This window comes from Agrobacterium sp. LMR679 (assembly GCF_027157905.1).
GTDB classification, from domain to species: Bacteria; Pseudomonadota; Alphaproteobacteria; order Rhizobiales; family Rhizobiaceae; genus Agrobacterium; species Agrobacterium leguminum.
Genome location: NZ_JAPVOJ010000001.1, coordinates 881,866 through 897,853 on the forward strand (window position 1 = coordinate 881,866; position 15,988 = coordinate 897,853).

Annotated in this window: 16 protein-coding genes; 12 read left to right on the plus strand and 4 right to left on the minus strand. The window is 61.4% G+C overall.

The window, feature by feature from the left end; all coding sequences use genetic code 11:
• The first annotated feature begins 35 nt into the window (after nucleotides 1–35).
• The 3 genes from O3W47_RS04115 (at nucleotide 36) to O3W47_RS04125 (ending at nucleotide 3,196) form a co-directional block, all read left to right on the plus strand.
• A complete protein-coding gene (locus tag O3W47_RS04115; RefSeq protein WP_135398656.1) occupies nucleotides 36–1,034 on the plus strand; it encodes an ABC transporter substrate-binding protein in 999 nt (332 codons plus the stop codon).
• A gap of 220 nt (nucleotides 1,035–1,254) precedes the next feature.
• Nucleotides 1,255–2,142 (plus strand): ABC transporter permease, encoded by an 888-nt coding sequence (locus O3W47_RS04120; RefSeq protein WP_269313060.1) that lies wholly within the window; start codon nucleotides 1,255–1,257, stop codon nucleotides 2,140–2,142.
• On the plus strand, nucleotides 2,135–3,196 hold the full coding sequence (locus O3W47_RS04125; RefSeq protein WP_127758324.1) for a quaternary amine ABC transporter ATP-binding protein: 1,062 nt from the start codon (nucleotides 2,135–2,137) through the stop codon (nucleotides 3,194–3,196). Before O3W47_RS04120 ends, O3W47_RS04125 begins: the two co-directional genes overlap by 8 nt.
• Here O3W47_RS04125 and O3W47_RS04130 read toward each other — a convergent pair.
• Entirely contained in the window at nucleotides 3,188–4,432 is a 1,245-nt protein-coding gene (locus tag O3W47_RS04130; protein WP_269313061.1) for a TIGR03862 family flavoprotein, read from the minus strand. The genes O3W47_RS04125 and O3W47_RS04130 overlap by 9 nt on opposite strands.
• Nucleotides 4,433–4,485: 53 nt before the next feature.
• Here O3W47_RS04130 and O3W47_RS04135 point away from each other — a divergent pair, with 53 nt between their 5' ends.
• The 3 genes from O3W47_RS04135 (at nucleotide 4,486) to O3W47_RS04145 (ending at nucleotide 6,517) form a co-directional block, all read left to right on the plus strand.
• A complete protein-coding gene (locus O3W47_RS04135) occupies nucleotides 4,486–5,073 on the plus strand; it encodes an IMPACT family protein (RefSeq protein WP_080857664.1) in 588 nt (195 codons plus the stop codon).
• A gap of 140 nt (nucleotides 5,074–5,213) precedes the next feature.
• Nucleotides 5,214–5,882: a pseudouridine synthase gene (locus O3W47_RS04140; protein WP_137005245.1), complete on the plus strand. Its 669-nt coding sequence runs from the start codon at nucleotides 5,214–5,216 to the stop codon at nucleotides 5,880–5,882.
• Between the two features lie 8 nt (nucleotides 5,883–5,890).
• Nucleotides 5,891–6,517, plus strand: a complete 627-nt coding sequence (locus tag O3W47_RS04145) for a class I SAM-dependent methyltransferase (protein ID WP_080819912.1) — start codon at nucleotides 5,891–5,893, stop codon at nucleotides 6,515–6,517.
• Here the strand turns inward: O3W47_RS04145 and O3W47_RS04150 are convergent, their stop codons facing one another.
• Nucleotides 6,518–6,703: a hypothetical protein gene (locus O3W47_RS04150; RefSeq protein ID WP_149743367.1), complete on the minus strand. Its 186-nt coding sequence runs from the start codon at nucleotides 6,701–6,703 to the stop codon at nucleotides 6,518–6,520. It lies immediately after the preceding gene.
• A 184-nt stretch (nucleotides 6,704–6,887) separates the two neighbouring features.
• Between O3W47_RS04150 and O3W47_RS04155 the strand changes: the two genes are divergently transcribed.
• Entirely contained in the window at nucleotides 6,888–8,114 is a 1,227-nt protein-coding gene (locus O3W47_RS04155; RefSeq protein ID WP_269313062.1) for a PQQ-dependent sugar dehydrogenase, read from the plus strand.
• A gap of 104 nt (nucleotides 8,115–8,218) precedes the next feature.
• Nucleotides 8,219–9,235: a DNA topoisomerase IB gene (locus O3W47_RS04160; RefSeq protein ID WP_269313063.1), complete on the plus strand. Its 1,017-nt coding sequence runs from the start codon at nucleotides 8,219–8,221 to the stop codon at nucleotides 9,233–9,235.
• Nucleotides 9,236–9,238: 3 nt separating this feature from the next.
• Here O3W47_RS04160 and O3W47_RS04165 read toward each other — a convergent pair whose 3' ends face one another.
• Nucleotides 9,239–9,961, minus strand: a complete 723-nt coding sequence (locus O3W47_RS04165; RefSeq protein WP_135398672.1) for a response regulator transcription factor — start codon at nucleotides 9,959–9,961, stop codon at nucleotides 9,239–9,241.
• Nucleotide 9,962: 1 nt separating this feature from the next.
• Nucleotides 9,963–11,198, minus strand: coding sequence for a GAF domain-containing sensor histidine kinase (locus tag O3W47_RS04170; RefSeq protein WP_269313064.1), 1,236 nt, complete (start codon nucleotides 11,196–11,198; stop codon nucleotides 9,963–9,965).
• A gap of 303 nt (nucleotides 11,199–11,501) precedes the next feature.
• Between O3W47_RS04170 and O3W47_RS04175 the strand changes: the two genes are divergently transcribed.
• The 4 genes from O3W47_RS04175 to O3W47_RS04190 all read left to right on the plus strand — a co-directional run bounded on the left by O3W47_RS04175 (nucleotide 11,502) and on the right by O3W47_RS04190 (nucleotide 15,963).
• Complete coding sequence (locus tag O3W47_RS04175; RefSeq protein ID WP_078053674.1) at nucleotides 11,502–12,518, plus strand: ABC transporter substrate-binding protein; 1,017 nt, start codon at nucleotides 11,502–11,504, stop codon at nucleotides 12,516–12,518.
• Between the two features lie 99 nt (nucleotides 12,519–12,617).
• Entirely contained in the window at nucleotides 12,618–14,081 is a 1,464-nt protein-coding gene (locus tag O3W47_RS04180; protein ID WP_269313065.1) for an ATP-binding cassette domain-containing protein, read from the plus strand.
• Nucleotides 14,078–15,019 carry an ABC transporter permease gene (locus O3W47_RS04185; RefSeq protein WP_269313066.1) on the plus strand — a complete coding sequence of 314 codons (942 nt, stop codon included), beginning with the start codon at nucleotides 14,078–14,080 and terminating at the stop codon, nucleotides 15,017–15,019. Before O3W47_RS04180 ends, O3W47_RS04185 begins: the two co-directional genes overlap by 4 nt.
• Complete coding sequence (locus O3W47_RS04190; protein ID WP_269313067.1) at nucleotides 15,016–15,963, plus strand: ABC transporter permease; 948 nt, start codon at nucleotides 15,016–15,018, stop codon at nucleotides 15,961–15,963. Before O3W47_RS04185 ends, O3W47_RS04190 begins: the two co-directional genes overlap by 4 nt.
• Nucleotides 15,964–15,988: the final 25 nt, after the last annotated feature.

Here is a 15,988-nt window from a genome sequence, read left to right on the forward strand (position 1 = left end):
GGGTCTTCGCCACACCGCGACCAGAGGGAACAACAATGAAAATACTTTTGGGTGCCACAATTCTTTCCGCCGGCTTCGCCTTTTCAGGCGGCGCAGCCTATGCTGCCGACTGCGGAAACGTGACAATCGCCAGCATGAACTGGCAATCCGCCGAAGTTGCCGCGAACCTGGACAAGTTCATTCTTGAAAAGGGCTATGGGTGCTCCGCCGAAATCGTGACCGGCGACACCGTGCCGACACTGACCTCCATGGCCGAAAAAGGCCAGCCGGATATCGCGCCCGAGGCCTGGGTCAGCCTGCAGCCGGAAATCGTCAAGCAGGGTCTTGAAGGCGGCAAAGTGGTCGCGGCCGCAAAAATCCTTTCCGATGGCGCTGTTCAGGGCTGGTGGATTCCGAAATACCTCGCCGAGGCCAACCCCGATCTCAAGACCATTCCGGATCTCTTCAAACACCCCGAACTCTTCCCCTCGCCGGAAGACAAGTCCAAGGGCGCCGTGTTCAACGGCCCGCAGGGCTGGGGCGGCACTGTCGTCACCGCGCAGCTTTTCAAGGCTTTCGGCGGCGAAAAGGCGGGCTTCACCCTCGTCGACACCGGCTCCGCCGCAGGTCTCGACGGTTCCATCGCCAAGGCTTACGAAGCCAAGCAGCCATGGGTCGGCTATTATTGGGCGCCCACCTCGCTGCTCGGCAAATACGAGATGGTAAAGCTCGAATTCGGCACCAACTATGACGCGGCCGAATGGAAGCGTTGCACCTCGGTTGCCGATTGTCCGGACCCGAAGCCGAACGCATGGCAGGTGGACGACGTGCAGACGCTGGTCAGCAAGTCCTTTGCCGACCGTGCCGGCCCCGCCATGGACTATCTGAACAAGCGCGCCTGGACCAACGCGACCGTTAACAAGCTGATCGCCTGGATGACGGATAACCAGGCGACCGGCGAAGATGGCGCCAAGCAGTTCCTGAAGGAAAACGAAGCTCTCTGGAAGGGCTGGGTTTCTCCCGAGGTCGCGGAAAAGGTCAAGGCCGCCCTTTAACAGCCGGTCCTTACATATCTGCCCGGCAACCGGCGTCCGCCAGCGGCGACGCCGCGCCCGCACCGGCCCTGGAATGCCTCCCGGCTTTCCGGTGACGATGCGCCGGTTCAACAGAGCGTTCCGCCCTGCATCCAGAAGGATGCGCGGCGCTCTGACGATTTTACTCCCGGAGCGCGGAGGATATCGATCCCCGCCTCCGGTTCGTCATGGAGAACAGGATATGGAATGGCTTTTCAAATTTCCGACCATGAATGACGATGCTCTGCGCGCGCTAGAAAAAGTCATCGACGAGGGGTTCCGGGCTTTCACCCGAACCTATGGCGGCGCAATCGAAGGGTTGTTTACCCCCCTTCAGAGCTTCCTCATCTGGGCGGAAAGGCTTTTGATCGGCGCACCCTGGCCGGTCGTTATTCTTATTGTCGGCGCGCTCGCCTGGTTCGGCAGCCGCAGCGCCACCATTGTTTCGCTCTGTTGCGGCATTCTCTTCGCCATCGGCTGGTTCGGCATGTGGGAAGACACGATGAAGACGGTCTCGATGATCTTCGTCTGCGCCGTGCTGTCCATCGTCGTCGGCCTGCCCATCGGCATCGCCATGGCGCGCTCCAACCGCCTGCAGAGCGTGGTCAATCCCGTTCTCGACGTGATGCAGACGATGCCGAGTTTCGTCTACCTCATTCCCGTCGTCATGCTGCTCGGCATCGGCCGCGTGCCCGGCGTCATCGCCGTCGTCATCTATGCCATTCCGCCGATGATCCGGCTTACCAACCTCGGCATCCGCATGGTCGACCGCGACGTGCTGGAGGCCGCCGACGCCTTCGGCTCTTCCAAGCGCCAGAAGCTTTTCAAGGTGCAGCTGCCGCTCGCACTGCCCACCATCATGGCCGGCATAAACCAGACCATCATGATGGCGCTCGCCATGGTCGTCATCGCCTCCATGATCGGCGTTCAGGGCCTCGGTCAGCCGGTGCTGAAGGCCATCGCCAACCAGTATTTCACGCTCGGCGTGTTTAACGGGCTTGCCATCGTCGGCATCGCCATCATCTTCGACCGCATCAGCCAGGCCTATGGCCTTCGCCTGCAAAAACACCGGGAAGTGGCGCATGGCTAGTCAATCGATCGAAATTCGCAGCCTCTACAAGATTTTCGGCCCCAAGGCGGGAGACTATGTCGAACCCGTCAAGGCCGGCATGTCCAAGTCCGATCTCAACGCCAAACATGGCCATGTGCTCGGCCTGCGTGATATCAACATCACCATGCCGGGCGGGCAGATCACCGTTATCATGGGCCTTTCCGGCTCGGGCAAATCGACGCTGATCCGCCACGTCAACCGGCTGATCGACCCGACAGCCGGCGAAATCCTCTATGGCGGCACGGACGTGTGTCGCCTCAACGAAGCGGATCTGCTGGAATTCCGCCGCCACAAGACGGCGATGGTGTTCCAGAAATTCGGGCTGCTGCCGCACCGCAACGTGCTGCAAAACGTCGTCTATGGCCTCGAGGTGCAGGGCGTCGACAAACGCGAGCGCGAAGAAAGGGCAGAGGTCTGGATCAGGCGCGTGGGGCTGGAAGGTTTCTCCAACCATTATCCCAACCAGCTCTCCGGCGGCATGCAGCAGCGCGTCGGCCTCGCCCGCGCGCTCACCAACAATGCCGAAATCCTTTTGATGGATGAAGCTTATTCGGCGCTCGATCCACTCATCCGCGTCGATATGCAGACGGTGCTGCTGGAACTGCAGAAAGAACTGAAGAAGACCGTGGTCTTCATCACCCACGATCTCGACGAAGCGCTGCGGCTCGGCGACAAGATCGCCATCCTGCGCGATGGCGAAATCATCCAGCAGGGCACGGCGGCCGAAATCGTCATGTCGCCCGCCGACAGCTATATCGAGGCCTTCGTGGAAGAGGTCAATCGAGGCCGCGTCATTCGCCTTGGCGCCGTGGTGCAGCCGGAATTTGCCGGCCAGTCCCGCCTTCAGCTCGATGCGGACATGACGGTTGAAGAAGGCCTGCGCGCCCTCGTCCGGGAAAATGTCGGCAGCGCCACGGTCGTCGGAGAAAACGGCAAGGCGCTTGGTGCAATCACCACCGATGCCATCATGCGCTGCCTCGTCAGGACCGCACATGGTGAGGAAGCAGGCACGGCTGAACGTTTGTCAGGCTGAGCCTTCAAGCGACGCGGCCATGCCCTTTGCGGCGGCCTTGCCGGTGGCGAAACAGGCGGTCAGGAGATAACCGCCGGTGGGCGCTTCCCAATCCAGCATTTCCCCGGCAGCAAATATGCCGGGGAGCTTTTCCAACATGTAGTTTTCATCAAGGCCGCTCCACGCGATACCGCCGGCGGACGAAATTGCCTCGGCAATCGGCCTCGTCCGCAAAATCGGTATCTCCGCATGTTTTATTCTCGCGGCGACGAATTCATCCAGCATGGCCGCGATATCGGGAAAGATTTCCCGCAGAAGCCCGACCTTCACCGCCGATAAGCCGGCCGCCTTGCGCATGCGGTTTGCAAAACTCTCCTTGCGCCCGAGCTTCGCCAGATCGCGGCTGAGGCGTTCGACCGTACGCCCCGGCGCAAGATCGATTGCGAGCGATACTTTGCCCACCTCTTCCAGCCGGTCGCGCAGCGCGGCGGAATGGGCATAGATCACGCTGCCCTCAATACCATGCTTCGTGATGACGAATTCGCCCTGAAAGGCTCCGCCCGGCGAAATGGTGATGGTGGATTTCACCGCTTCACCGGCAAAACGCGCGCGGAAGACATCGCTCCAGTCGACGTCGAAACCGCAATTGGCGGGGCGGAACGGGGAAAGCGCCACGCCTCTCTCCGCCAGCGCCGGAACCCATACGGCGTCCGAACCGAGACGCGGCCAGCTTGCGCCACCGAGCGCCAGAAGAACGGCATCGGCCTTGATGATGATCTCGCCCTCCGGTGTCGCGAAAACCAGGTGCTCGCCGGAAAAACCCGTCCAGCGATGCCGCGTCCTGATGGTCACCCCCTGCGCCTCCAGCCGGGCGAGCCATGCCCGCAGCAACGGCGAAGCCTTCATGACGGTGGGAAACACCCGGCCCGAAGTGCCGACGAAAGTTTCCTGCCCCAGCCCCTGCGCCCAGTCGCGCAGCATATCCGGCGTGAAATCATCGAGAGCGGCGCGCAGCCTCGGTTCCGCATCGCCGAACCGGTGACGGAAGCTGTCGTAATCTTCGGCATGGGTGATGTTGAGGCCGGATTTTCCGGCCATCAGCAATTTGCGCGCCACGGTCGGCATCGCCTCGAACACCGTCACGACATGGCCTGCGGCCGAAAGCATCTCGGCCGCCATCAGCCCCGCCGGTCCGCCGCCGATAATCGCGACCTGCCTCGCCTCGCTCAAAACCTTCTCCATCGCCATCTTCGCCATTCCGAGCCTTATACCGATTTCCGCATGCGAATATATGCGATATTGAAACGCCCATGTTCACGCTCGACCGACCCGTCACCTTTTCGCAGGATATCAAGAAAAGCCGCTTCATCGCCTTTGCCGCGCCGGTGACGGGCGAAGAGGATGCGAAAAACTTTCTTGCGGCGCATTCCGATCCGGATGCGAACCATAATTGCTGGGCCTGGCGAAGCGGCCAGACGTATCGTTTCAGCGATGACGGCGAGCCTTCAGGCACGGCCGGGAAACCGATCCTTCAGGCCATCGACGGCCAGGCGCTGGACAATGTCGCCGTTCTCGTCATCCGCTGGTTCGGCGGCATCCTGCTCGGCAGCGGCGGGCTGATGCGCGCCTATGGTGGCACGGCGGCCGCCTGCCTGCGGCTTGGCGAGACCTCGCCGGTCATCGCTTATGTCAGCGCGACGCTGAGCTGCCCTTTCTCCGATCTGGCGCTTGTGAAATCACGCCTTTCCGCCACCCAGAACCTGCGTCTGGAAAGGGAGGATTTCACCGGCACCGGCGCGGATATGCTGCTCTCGGTTCCGGCCGAGGAAGCCGAACGGCTCACCCGTCTTCTCAGCGACCTGACCAGCGGGCGCGTCAATTTGCATATTCCCGACTAGAGTTTTTTCGCTTTTCTTCGAATAGCGAAAAAACTCTAACTCTTTGTTTTGGCGCATTTCCGGACGGAAAACCGGGGTCCACTTTTCCTGGAAATGCTCTAGCGCCTGTCCGAATGCGCAATTCGTGCTAAGGAAGCGACATGTCTCCAGAGCTTTCCAACCCCGTCTATCATCCGCCACTCGAACCCTGGCTCACCATCGTGCACCGCGACGACGATCTTCTGGTGCTCGACAAGCCAAGCGGGCTTTTATCGGTGCCGGGGCGCGATCCGGCGCTTTCGGACAGCCTGATGACGCGGGTGCAGAAACAGTTTCCGAAAGCGCTGATGATCAACCGGCTGGACAAGGACACATCAGGGATCGTGCTGATGTCCCTGAACCGCAAGGCGCATGCGGCGATTGCGTCGCAGTTCGAAAACCGCCAAACGCGCAAATCCTATGTCGCCATGGTCTGGGGAGAAGTTGCCGGAGAAGCGGGAGAGGTGGACCTTCCGCTCGCCATCGATCCGGAAAACAAGCCCCGCCACCGGGTCGACCACGAGAACGGCAAGCCGGCGCAGAGCCTTTGGCGGGTGCTGGAACGATTGCCGCTTCCGGCAACGCGGCTGGCGCTGACCCCGCTTACCGGCCGTACCCACCAATTGCGGGTGCATATGAAGGCGCTCGGCCATCCGATCCTCGGCGATGAATTTTATGCCGAAGGCGAAGCGCTCGCCGCTGCGCCGCGCCTGATGCTGCATGCGCAGGAGGTCGGGTTCCGCCATCCCGATGGCCGTGACGTCACCTATACCGTACCGTGCCCCTTCTGAGGTCCAAGATGAAGGAACAAAACGAAAGCTTCGTGGTGGATTTTGTCGGCGGCGCGGTCGGGCACCGTTTCCGCTCCGGCGAAGGGCGCGGGCAGGCCCTGCCGAAAGCCGCGGGTTTCACCAAAGGCCGCACGCCAAAGATCGTCGATGCCACGGCCGGGCTCGGGCGGGATGCCTTTCTGCTTGCCTCGCTCGGCGCTGAGGTGACCCTCATCGAACGCTCGCCGGACATGCATGCTCACCTTGCCGATGGCATTCGCCGTGCACTGGCAGCAGGCGGCGCTTATGCCGAGGCGGCAGCGCGCATGACGCTGCTCCACGGTGACTCCCGATATCTGCTGAAGGAGCTTTCACCGGAGGTGGTGATTGTCGACCCCATGCATCCGCCGCGCCACAACACGGCGCTGGTGAAAAAGGAGATGCGGGTGCTGAGAGAACTGGTTGGCGCCGACCCGGATCAGGTGGAGCTGATGGAGGCTGCGCTGGAGAATGCGACGAAGCGGGTGGTTCTGAAATGGCCCCTGCGCGCCGAGCCGATGCCCGGCATTCGCAAGCCTTCGCATCAGATAATGGGTAAGAACACCCGTTATGATGTCTTCATGATCTTCGGAAAATCTCTCGACGACGAGGAATGATCAGCGGAAGGTCGGCTTGCGCTGCGCATTCATCAAAAGCTCATGCCGCGAGGCGAACTCGCCGAACAGCTTTCGGAGCCGGGTTTCCTCCGCCTTGTCCAGCCGGTAACGCCGGCAGAATTCCGCAACGTTGAGGATCGGCTTGGTTCTGTTCCCGTCAATGGTCTTGTTATCGATTATCTGCATGGCGCCCTCCGTATAACAGAGGCCAAACGTCGCTTGCGCCTTGCGGTTCCTTATGAATTCGCATGGATGAGAAAAGAGCGTGCCGCCTGCACACGGAGTGATCAAGTTTTCTTGAAACTATCGCAGGAAACGAAATCCTACCCAAATGGTTCTCTGCCTGATGTAAACCATGGAAGGGAGACCCATGTTCCATAACAACCGATTTCTGAGTTCGACGATCCTGTGTGCACTGCTCGCCGTGCCGCTCGCCGGTATCGCACAGGCCCAGACCCCGGCCGCCGAAACGAAACGGCCGAATGCGCCGGATCAGAAACCGGCTTTTGAGGGTCAGACCCGCGCGCCGCAGGCCGCCACCCAGCCACGCGTCGAAAAAACCGTCATCGCGGACGGCCTGCCGCATCTGTGGTCGATGGAGTTTCTGCCCGATGGCCGCATGATCGTCGCGGCCAAGGAAGGCGCCATCCATATCGTCGCCGACGGCAAGGCCGGCCCGGCGATCGCCGGCGTGCCGGAAGTGGCGTCCGATGGGCAGGGCGGACTTCTCGACATCGCGCTGGCTCCCGATTTCGAAACATCGCGCACCATCTTCTTCTCCTTCTCCGAACCGCGCGATGGCGGCAATGGCACGTCGGTAGCCTCGGCAAAACTGACCGAGGAGGGAGGCGCGGCAAAGCTGGACAATGTCTCGGTGATTTTCCGCCAGACGCCGACCTATGACGGCGACAAACATTTCGGCTCCCGCCTCGTTTTCGGGCCGAACAACGAGCTTTATGTCACTGTCGGCGAACGTTCGGATTCGAAGCCGCGTGTGCAGGCGCAGGATCTGTCGAGCGGGCTCGGCAAGGTCTTCCGCATCGATGCGCAGGGCAAGGCCTTTGAAGGCAATCCTTTCGCCAGCCAGCAGAACGCCCTCCCCGAAATCTGGAGCTATGGCCATCGCAACCTGCAGGCCGCGGCACTTGATGGTGACGGCAGGCTCTGGACCGTGGAACACGGCCCGAAGGGCGGCGATGAGCTGAATATGCCGAAAGCCGGCCTGAACTACGGCTGGCCCATCATCACCTATGGCGTCGAATATAGCGGAAGGTCGGTTGGCGAAGGTGTTACCGCAAAAGAAGGCATGGAACAGCCGGTCTATTATTGGGACCCGGTCATCGGCCCCTCCGGTATGGCCTATTATGACGGCGACCAAATCCCCGAATGGAAGGGCGCTTTCATCGTCGGCGGTCTGGTAAGCCAGGGTCTCGTCATCCTGCATATCGATGGCGACAAGGTTGCCACCGAAAGCCGGTTGCCGCTGGAAGCGCGCATTCGCGACGTGAAGGTCGGTCCGGATGGCGCGATCTATGCCGTGACCGAAGAGCGCGGCGGCGGGAACTCGCAGATTCTGCGCATCGCCAAGGCCGGCTGATTAAAAAGGCCGGCTGAGAAAACTCACGATTGGAGCGACAGGCCGCCGGAACGAAGGCGGCCTGTTTTTCGTTTGCCGCAGCGTGAAACCTGCCGGAAAAAACAATGCCACAACCGCCCACCCGCCTTCTTGCCAAAATCGGACTTGCCTATGTCAACGATCAGGAGCCGGGTATTTCCCGCGAGAAACGCGGACGCGGTTTCTGTTACCGTCTGCCGGGCGGCGAACTTCTCTCCGACAGCGTCGAGCTGAAGCGCATCAAATCGCTCGGTGTGCCGCCCGCCTATAAGGACGTGTGGATATGCATCGACCCATCAGGACATTTGCAGGCAACCGGCTTTGATGCCCGCGGGCGAAAACAGTATCGTTATCACCCCGACTGGCATGCGCTCCGGGGCGAGACGAAATTCTTCCAGCTCAAAAGCTTCGGCAAGGCGCTGCCCGCCATCCGCCGCCGCGCCATCGCCGATATCGAAAAACAGGATCATGGGCCGGAAATGACGCTCGCAGCACTCACGCTGCTGCTCGATGCCGCCTATCTGCGCGTCGGCAATCGCTCCTATCTCGAAACCAACGGCACCTATGGTGCAACGACCTTGCTCAAGCGGCACGTCTCCTTCGGTGAAACCATCGAGTTGCGGTTTGCCGCCAAAGGCGGGCAGAAGGTGAAACGGCAATTGCGCCACCCGCGCCTGCAGAAAATCCTCGAGGAGATCGCCGATCTGCCCGGCAAGGAACTCTTCGTTTGGCAGGACAGCGAAAACCGGGTGCATTCGGTCGATTCCAGCGATCTCAACGCTTACCTCTCCCGTATCGGCGGGCAAGGCATTTCCGCCAAGACCTTCCGCACCTGGGGCGGAACTTTGGCGGCCTTCTGCAACGCGATGGAACATGTGGCGGCGGGCGACAAGCCGAGCATAAAGGGCATGTGCCAGGCAGCGGCGGCGGAGCTTTCCAACACGCCCGCCATCTGCCGCAAGAGCTATGTGCACCCGGCCGTCCTCGATATAGCCACGGAAGAGAAAGCGCAGAAAAAACTTGGCCGCATCCTGAAGGTCGGGGCAAAGCCCGTTTCCGGCCTCAGGGCCGATGAAAGACGGCTGCTTGCCTTCCTGCCCTGAGGATCAGCGGCCGCCCGCCCATTCCGCCAGCTCTCGCTCGGCTCTTTCCAGCGCGCTGTAATTCAACAGCTTGCGCAGGAAAGCGACGGTAACGGCGCGGGTTCTGAGATTATACCGGCCTTCCGCCTCGTCGTCGCCGGCCGCCTGATGCACGTTCAGCTTCTCATAGAGGCTTTGCAGCCGGTTCTGCACACTGCGCAGCGACAGGTTGCGGCGGCGGGCAATCGCCTTGTCGGTGAGGCCGAGCGCGACATCGACAAGAATTTCATATTCGGAATCGGTAAAGCCATGGGCCTTGCCGAGGCTCTTTTCCTGCAGGCCGCGCACCTCCCGGTCGATCACGCATTGCGCCTCAATGAAGATGCTGCGCAGCGCCAGCCGCAGGCGGTCATCGGAGGCGGATTTCAGCACGTAGCCATAGGCGGCCCCTTCCGGCACGATGCGGGAGACACCGCGCACATAGGCCTCGTCGGAATAGTTGGACCAGAACAGGATGCGGGTATCGGGCCTTTCCTTCCAGATGGTGCGTGCCGCCTCGATGCCGTTGCGCTCGTTCATCTGCAGATCCATGACGATGTGAGCGGCCCGGTTTTCCCGCGCGAGCTTTTCGCCGGTTCTGCCATTGGCCGCTTCCAGCACCTTGTCGCATTCCGGCAGCGCGGCACGAACCGCCTCGTTCAGATAGGCGCGGTGCAGCGCATCGTCCTCGACGATCAGCACATCCATGTCACAACTCCTCCCGCCGGTCGAAAGCGCCTGCCGGCAAGGTGACGGTGATGCGGGTTCCCGCTCCCGTGCCATTGCCGCCAATATCGAATCTCGCCGAAATCAGCCTCGCCCGCGTCTTCATATTGCCGATGCCGAGGCCGCCGGAGGCCCCGCCTTCGCCGCCGCCGCTGCCGTCGTCGCTAACCGTCACCCGCAAGCCGCCGTCGATTGCGGTCAGTTTCACGGCAATCTCTTCGGGCTGGGCATGGCGAATGGCGTTGTTGACCGCCTCCTGCACGATGCGGAACAGTGAGATGGCCACCGTCTTGTCGAGCTTTTCCACCAGCCCATCCGTCTCATCCGTCACCGACCAGTCGATTGCCGATCCGCTGTCGCGCACGGAGCGGTCCACATAGGTTTCGATGGCTTCAACGACGCCGAACAATTGCAGGATCGAGGGTTTTGCTTCCTCGATGATCTCGCGCAAATCCTGCATGCAGTGCTGCAGGCTGCGTACCACCGGCTCCAGCATCTCGCCCGACAGGTCGGGGGTATGGCTCATGCGCTCGATGCGCCGCGCCAGCCGCGTCAGGTCCGCCAGCGTCTGGTCGTGCAAATCCATGCCGATGCGCTGCCGCTCGGCCTCCAGCGCCTCGGTCAATTGCAGCGCGCCCAGCCGCAGGCCCTCCTCGCGGGCATTGGCGCGCGCCTCTTCGATGGCGGAGCGTTTGGCCTGCTCGGCGGCGCGGATGGCGTAGAAATAAGGCGCCAGCAAATCCGCGACCGCGCGTGCATTCGCCACATCCTCCATCGTATAGGCGTTCGACTGATGCGAGGAACAACTCAGCGCGCCGATGATATCGCCATGCACCTTCATCGGCACATGCAGCCGGCTATGCAGGTTGAGTTCGATGATCGGGCTCGAAAACGACCCTTCAAAATGAAAGCGCGGATCGGAGCAGGCGTCGCCGCTCAAGAGGTATTCCACCTCGCCTGACAGCAGTGTCCGGATCGGGCTACCGGTCAGAAGGGCGGGCGGCTGCCGGCTCCAGGCGCTGACGAGACCGCTCTCATAGGCGATGTGATATTTGTCATCCAGCTGCTTGATGCAGACATCCATATGGTCGTGCGGGATGATGTGGCTGATCTCGGTGGCGACCGCCTGGATGATGGCATTAAATTCGAGCTGCCCGGCAAGCAGCCGCGAAATGCCCATATAGTGATGAAAAAGAGCGCTTTTCGGCGTATCCAGCATGTGCGGACGCCCTCCCAAGCGCCTGCCTTCGACCATCGCGGCAAGATTCAACCCCTAGGGCGCCGCATCATCCATTCTGCGCCCGGCAGTGGCGTTTCGTCCTGCGGGTTCCCGCAAGCTTTCTGCGGAAACCCGCAGGAAGATTGCCGCGATCCGCCTATACAAGCCAAATCTTCTTGGTCATTCTCGCTTCTACTGGGGAAAGGAGCTCCAGTGCAAAGGAATTCCACCTGCCGCCGAGGAGATTTGCGGCGTGCGAGAATTCCGGGCTCGAAAAGGGCAAGCCACGAGGGAGGAAATCAAATGGCTTTCAGGAAGATGCTTCTGGCATCGGCCGCTGTCGCATGCGCAGCTCTGCCGATCACCGCTCATGCCGATACGTCGGCCAAAAAAATCGCGCTTTCAAACAATTATGCCGGTAATTCCTGGCGTCAGGCGATGCTGACGAGCTGGGACAAGATCACCAAGCAGGCGGTTGCCGACAAGCAGGTCGCCGCCGCTGACGCCTTCACCACAGCCGAAAACCAGGCGACCGAACAGGCCGCGCAAATCCAGAACCTCATTCTTCAGGGTTACGACGCCATCGTCATCAATGCCGCTTCGCCGACCGCGCTTAACGGCGCGGTAAAGGAAGCCTGCGATGCCGGCATCACCGTCGTATCCTTCGACGGCATCGTCACGGAGCCCTGCGCATGGCGCATCGCGGTCGATTTCAAGGCGATGGGCGAAAGCCAGATCGACTATCTCGCCAAGGCCATGCCGAAGGGCGGCAACCTGCTCGAAATCCGTGGCCTCGCGGGCGTTTCGGTGGACGATGAAATCCACGCCGGCATCGCCGCCGGCGTCGCCAAGAACCCGCAGTTCAAGATCGTCGGTTCCGTCAACGGCGACTGGGCGCAGGATGTGGCGCAGCGGGCCGTCGCCGGTATTCTGCCGAGCCTTCCAGAAGTCGCGGCCGTCGTGACGCAGGGCGGCGACGGTTACGGCGCGGCACAGGCTTTTGCCGCCGCCAAGCGCCCGACACCCACCATCGTCATGGGCAACCGTGAAGACGAACTGCAATGGTGGAAACAGCAGAAGGACGCAAGCGGTTACGAGACCATGTCCGTCTCCATCGCCCCCGGCGTCTCGACGCTCGCTTTCTGGGTGGCGCAGCAAATCCTCGACGGCAAGGATGTGAAGAAGGACCTGACCGTGCCCTTCCTGCGCATCGACCAGGCCAATCTCGAGGAAAATCTGAAGACGACCCAGAAGGGCGGCGTGGCGAATGTTGAATATTCGCAGGAAGATGCTGAGAAGGCCATCGCATCGGCCAAATAGGCCGGATCGGCCCAGAGCCTGACTATTGCGGCGCTCCCGTAAAGGGCGCCGCAATAGTCACCACATTGTCTGATTTTCACATCAATGGCGTAGTTGCTCATGAATGACATCATCGAGGCGGAAGAAGTCGTCGCTGCGCGCGGCGTGAAGGTCGTGTTCGGCGCGGTAAGAGCGCTGGATGGGGCCGATCTCGTCATCCGCACGGGGGAATGCCTCGGGCTCGTCGGCCATAACGGCGCGGGAAAATCCACCATCGTCAACGTCATCAATGGCGGGCTGACGCCGCATGAGGGTTCCGTTTCCTATGGCGGCAACGAAAACCGCCATGGCATTGCCGCCGCGCGCGCGAGCGGCGTTCGCTGCGTGTTTCAGGAACTGTCGCTCTGCCCGAACCTGACGATCAGCGAAAATGTCCGCATCATGCATGCCGCCACGGGTGGGCGAAACTGGCGCGGCCGTGCGCTGACGACGATCCGCCAGACACTGGATGAAATTTTTCCAGGCCACGGCATTGATTGCGAGCTGACCATCGCCGAACTTTCCATCGCCGAACGGCAGATGGTGGAAATCGCCATCAATTTTTGCCGCATCCCGAACGCGCCGAGACTGGTGATCCTCGATGAACCCACCTCTTCGCTGGATGCCGGTCTCGCCGAGCAGCTGATGAATTATGTCCGCCGTTTCGTGCGTGAGGGTGGGTCGGTTCTGCTGATCTCGCATATTCTCGGCGAAATTCTTTCGACAGCCACCCGTATCGTGGTGATGAAGGACGGCCGGGTGGTAGCCGACCGGAAGGCCGCCGACTTCACCACCCGCTCGCTGGTTGAAGCCATGGGCAGCGTCGTCAAGGAACAGGACAGGCGGCGGGGTGAAAGCCGCAAGGCAGGCGAGAAGGTGCTTTCCATGCCGGCACGCCGGGGCGAAGGCCTTGCCTTCGAGGCCTTTCGCGGTGAGATCGTCGGCCTTGCCGGTCTCGGCGGCCATGGCCAGACCGAAGCGCTTCTCGATCTTTATCTTGCCCGCAACAATAGCTGGCTGCCCGCACGCAAGACCGATATCGCCTTCGTGGCGGGCGACCGCAGCCTGAACGGCACTTTTCCGCTGTGGAGCATCCTCAAAAACCTGTCCATCGCCTCGCTCAGGGATATTTCAGCCGCAGGCATGGTGGACAGAGCCAAGGAAACCGAGCTTGGGGCGCAATGGAAAAAGCGCATCGAAATCCGCACGCCCGACATGGGCAACAAGATCCTCTCCCTTTCCGGCGGCAACCAGCAGAAGGTGCTTTTCGCCCGCGCGCTCGCCACCACCGCCAGCACCGTCTTGATGGACGACCCGATGCGCGGCGTCGATATCGGCACCAAACAGGAGGTCTATGACATCTTGAGAACCGAAGCTTCCCACGGCCGCACCTTCATCTGGTACTCCACCGAAATGGATGAAATCCGTCTCTGCGACCGGGTCTATGTGTTCCGCGACGGCGCCATTCAGGCAGAACTCGTCGGTGACGACATTACCGAGCAGAATGTGCTGGCCGCCTCCTTTGCCGGAGAAGACCACGCATGAAACTCTCGGCAAACGCGCTCCGCCTCATCATTCCCGCCGCCTCGCTCGCCTTCCTGCTTGCCGCCGTCTTCTACATGCAGCCGCGCGCCATGAGCTATACCGGCATGAACCTGCTGTTCAATCTGGCGGTGCCGATAGCGCTCGCCACCATTGCGCAGATGCTGATCATGTCGGTCAACGATCTCGATCTGTCGATGGGCACCTTCGTCAGTTTCTGCGCCTGTGTGACCGCCACTTTCCTGCAAACCACGCCCATCCTCGGAATTGCGATCTTTGCCAGTGCGATTGCGGTCTATGCATTGCTTGGCGCCATCATCCATATCCGCGCCCTGCCCTCCATCGTCGTCACGCTCGGCATGAGCTTCGTCTGGGGCGGCCTCGCCGTTCTCATTCTTCCCTCGCCCGGCGGCCAGGCCCCCGCCTTCATCCGGGCGCTGATGACGGCAAAACCGCCTTTCGTGCCGATCGCGATCGTCGCCAGCATCCTGATTGCGGTGGTCGCCCACTATATCGTCATGCGCTCTTCCTTCGGCGTGCTGATGCGCGGCGTCGGCGGCAATTTCCGCTCGGTCGAGCGCTCGGGCTGGTCGGTCGTCGGCATTCGCGCCGCCACCTTTGCGCTGGCAGGTTTCTTCGCGGTGCTGTCCGGTATCGCCCTTGTCGGGCTGACGACATCGGCCGACGCCAATATCGCGCTGCGTTACACGCTGCTCTCGATTGCCGGCGTCATTCTCGGCGGCGGCGAATTCGTCGGCGGAAGGGTATCGCCCATCGGCGCGGTCATCGGTGCGCTGACGCTGACGCTTGCCGGTTCGTTCCTCTCCTTCATGCGCATTTCGCCGGACTGGCAGATCGGCGCGCAGGGGGCGATCCTCATCATTGTGCTGGCGCTGCGCATCCTGCTCAACCGTCTTGAAAAGCGGGAGAAAAACCAATGAACGCGCTGTCTTCCCTCACCAGAAAACCATGGATCTGGTCTTTCGCCGCAACGATTGCGGTCTGGATCATCACGGTACTCTTCACCGGCGGTGCAAGCTCCTTCGGCCTGTCGCATGCCGCACTCACCTTCGCGGCCTTTTCGGTCATCGTCGGTATCGGCCAGATGTTCGTCATCACGCTCGGGCCGGGCAATATCGACCTCTGCGTTCCCGCCACGATGACGCTGTCAGGCACGCTGGCGCTCAAATTCATGGATGTGTCGGACGGTCTCATCCTGCCCGGACTGCTGATCGCCATCCTGATCGGCATCGCCATCGGCATCGGCAATTATGCGCTGATCAAGCTCCTGCGCATCCCGCCGATCATCGCGACGCTCTCCATGAGCTTCATCGTGCAATCCATCGCCATCTGGTCGAACCGCGGCCTGCGCATCAAGCCGCCGGAAACATTGGCCACATTCGCCACGTCAAGTTTCTTCGGCATTCCGAACGTCGCCCTCGTGGCCCTGCTGCTTTCCGTCATCGCCTGGCTGCTGCTCGACCGCTCGTTTTACGGACGCTGGATTTCCGCCATCGGCCAGAGCACCTTTGCCGCCCGCATGACCGGCATTCCGGTGGATGGCACACGTTTCGTCACCTATGTGCTCTGCGCGGTGCTTGCTGCCATCGCGGGTTATCTGCTCGCCAGCTTCTCCGGCGGTGCTGCGCTCAACATGGGCTCGGAATATCTGCTGATGTCCATCGCCGTCGTCGTCATCGGCGGAACGGCGGTGGCGGGCGGCGATTCCAACGTTCCCGGCATCTGGGGCGCTTCGCTCTTCATGTTCCTGGTGGTTTCGATGCTGAATACCTATGGTTTCGGCGCCGGCATCCGCCTCATCCTCACCGGCCTCATCATCATCTCCGTCATTCTTCTGGCAAGCGGCCCCAAGGCCACGCGCTGAACCATAACGACAAGCCCCCAAGCGG

Coding starts and splice junctions, on each gene's coding strand:
- O3W47_RS04145 (WP_080819912.1), top strand. CDS start 5,891: ATGAAGGAACAAAACGAAAGCTTCGTGGTGGATTTTGTCGGCGGCGCG.
- O3W47_RS04160 (WP_269313063.1), top strand. CDS start 8,219: ATGCCACAACCGCCCACCCGCCTTCTTGCCAAAATCGGACTTGCCTAT.
- O3W47_RS04180 (WP_269313065.1), top strand. CDS start 12,618: ATGAATGACATCATCGAGGCGGAAGAAGTCGTCGCTGCGCGCGGCGTG.
- O3W47_RS04125 (WP_127758324.1), top strand. CDS start 2,135: ATGGCTAGTCAATCGATCGAAATTCGCAGCCTCTACAAGATTTTCGGC.
- O3W47_RS04120 (WP_269313060.1), top strand. CDS start 1,255: ATGGAATGGCTTTTCAAATTTCCGACCATGAATGACGATGCTCTGCGC.
- O3W47_RS04185 (WP_269313066.1), top strand. CDS start 14,078: ATGAAACTCTCGGCAAACGCGCTCCGCCTCATCATTCCCGCCGCCTCG.
- O3W47_RS04115 (WP_135398656.1), top strand. CDS start 36: ATGAAAATACTTTTGGGTGCCACAATTCTTTCCGCCGGCTTCGCCTTT.
- O3W47_RS04135 (WP_080857664.1), top strand. CDS start 4,486: ATGTTCACGCTCGACCGACCCGTCACCTTTTCGCAGGATATCAAGAAA.
- O3W47_RS04190 (WP_269313067.1), top strand. CDS start 15,016: ATGAACGCGCTGTCTTCCCTCACCAGAAAACCATGGATCTGGTCTTTC.
- O3W47_RS04170 (WP_269313064.1), bottom strand. CDS start 11,198: ATGCTGGATACGCCGAAAAGCGCTCTTTTTCATCACTATATGGGCATT.
- O3W47_RS04155 (WP_269313062.1), top strand. CDS start 6,888: ATGTTCCATAACAACCGATTTCTGAGTTCGACGATCCTGTGTGCACTG.
- O3W47_RS04140 (WP_137005245.1), top strand. CDS start 5,214: ATGTCTCCAGAGCTTTCCAACCCCGTCTATCATCCGCCACTCGAACCC.
- O3W47_RS04150 (WP_149743367.1), bottom strand. CDS start 6,703: ATGCAGATAATCGATAACAAGACCATTGACGGGAACAGAACCAAGCCG.
- O3W47_RS04175 (WP_078053674.1), top strand. CDS start 11,502: ATGGCTTTCAGGAAGATGCTTCTGGCATCGGCCGCTGTCGCATGCGCA.
- O3W47_RS04130 (WP_269313061.1), bottom strand. CDS start 4,432: ATGGCGAAGATGGCGATGGAGAAGGTTTTGAGCGAGGCGAGGCAGGTC.
- O3W47_RS04165 (WP_135398672.1), bottom strand. CDS start 9,961: ATGGATGTGCTGATCGTCGAGGACGATGCGCTGCACCGCGCCTATCTG.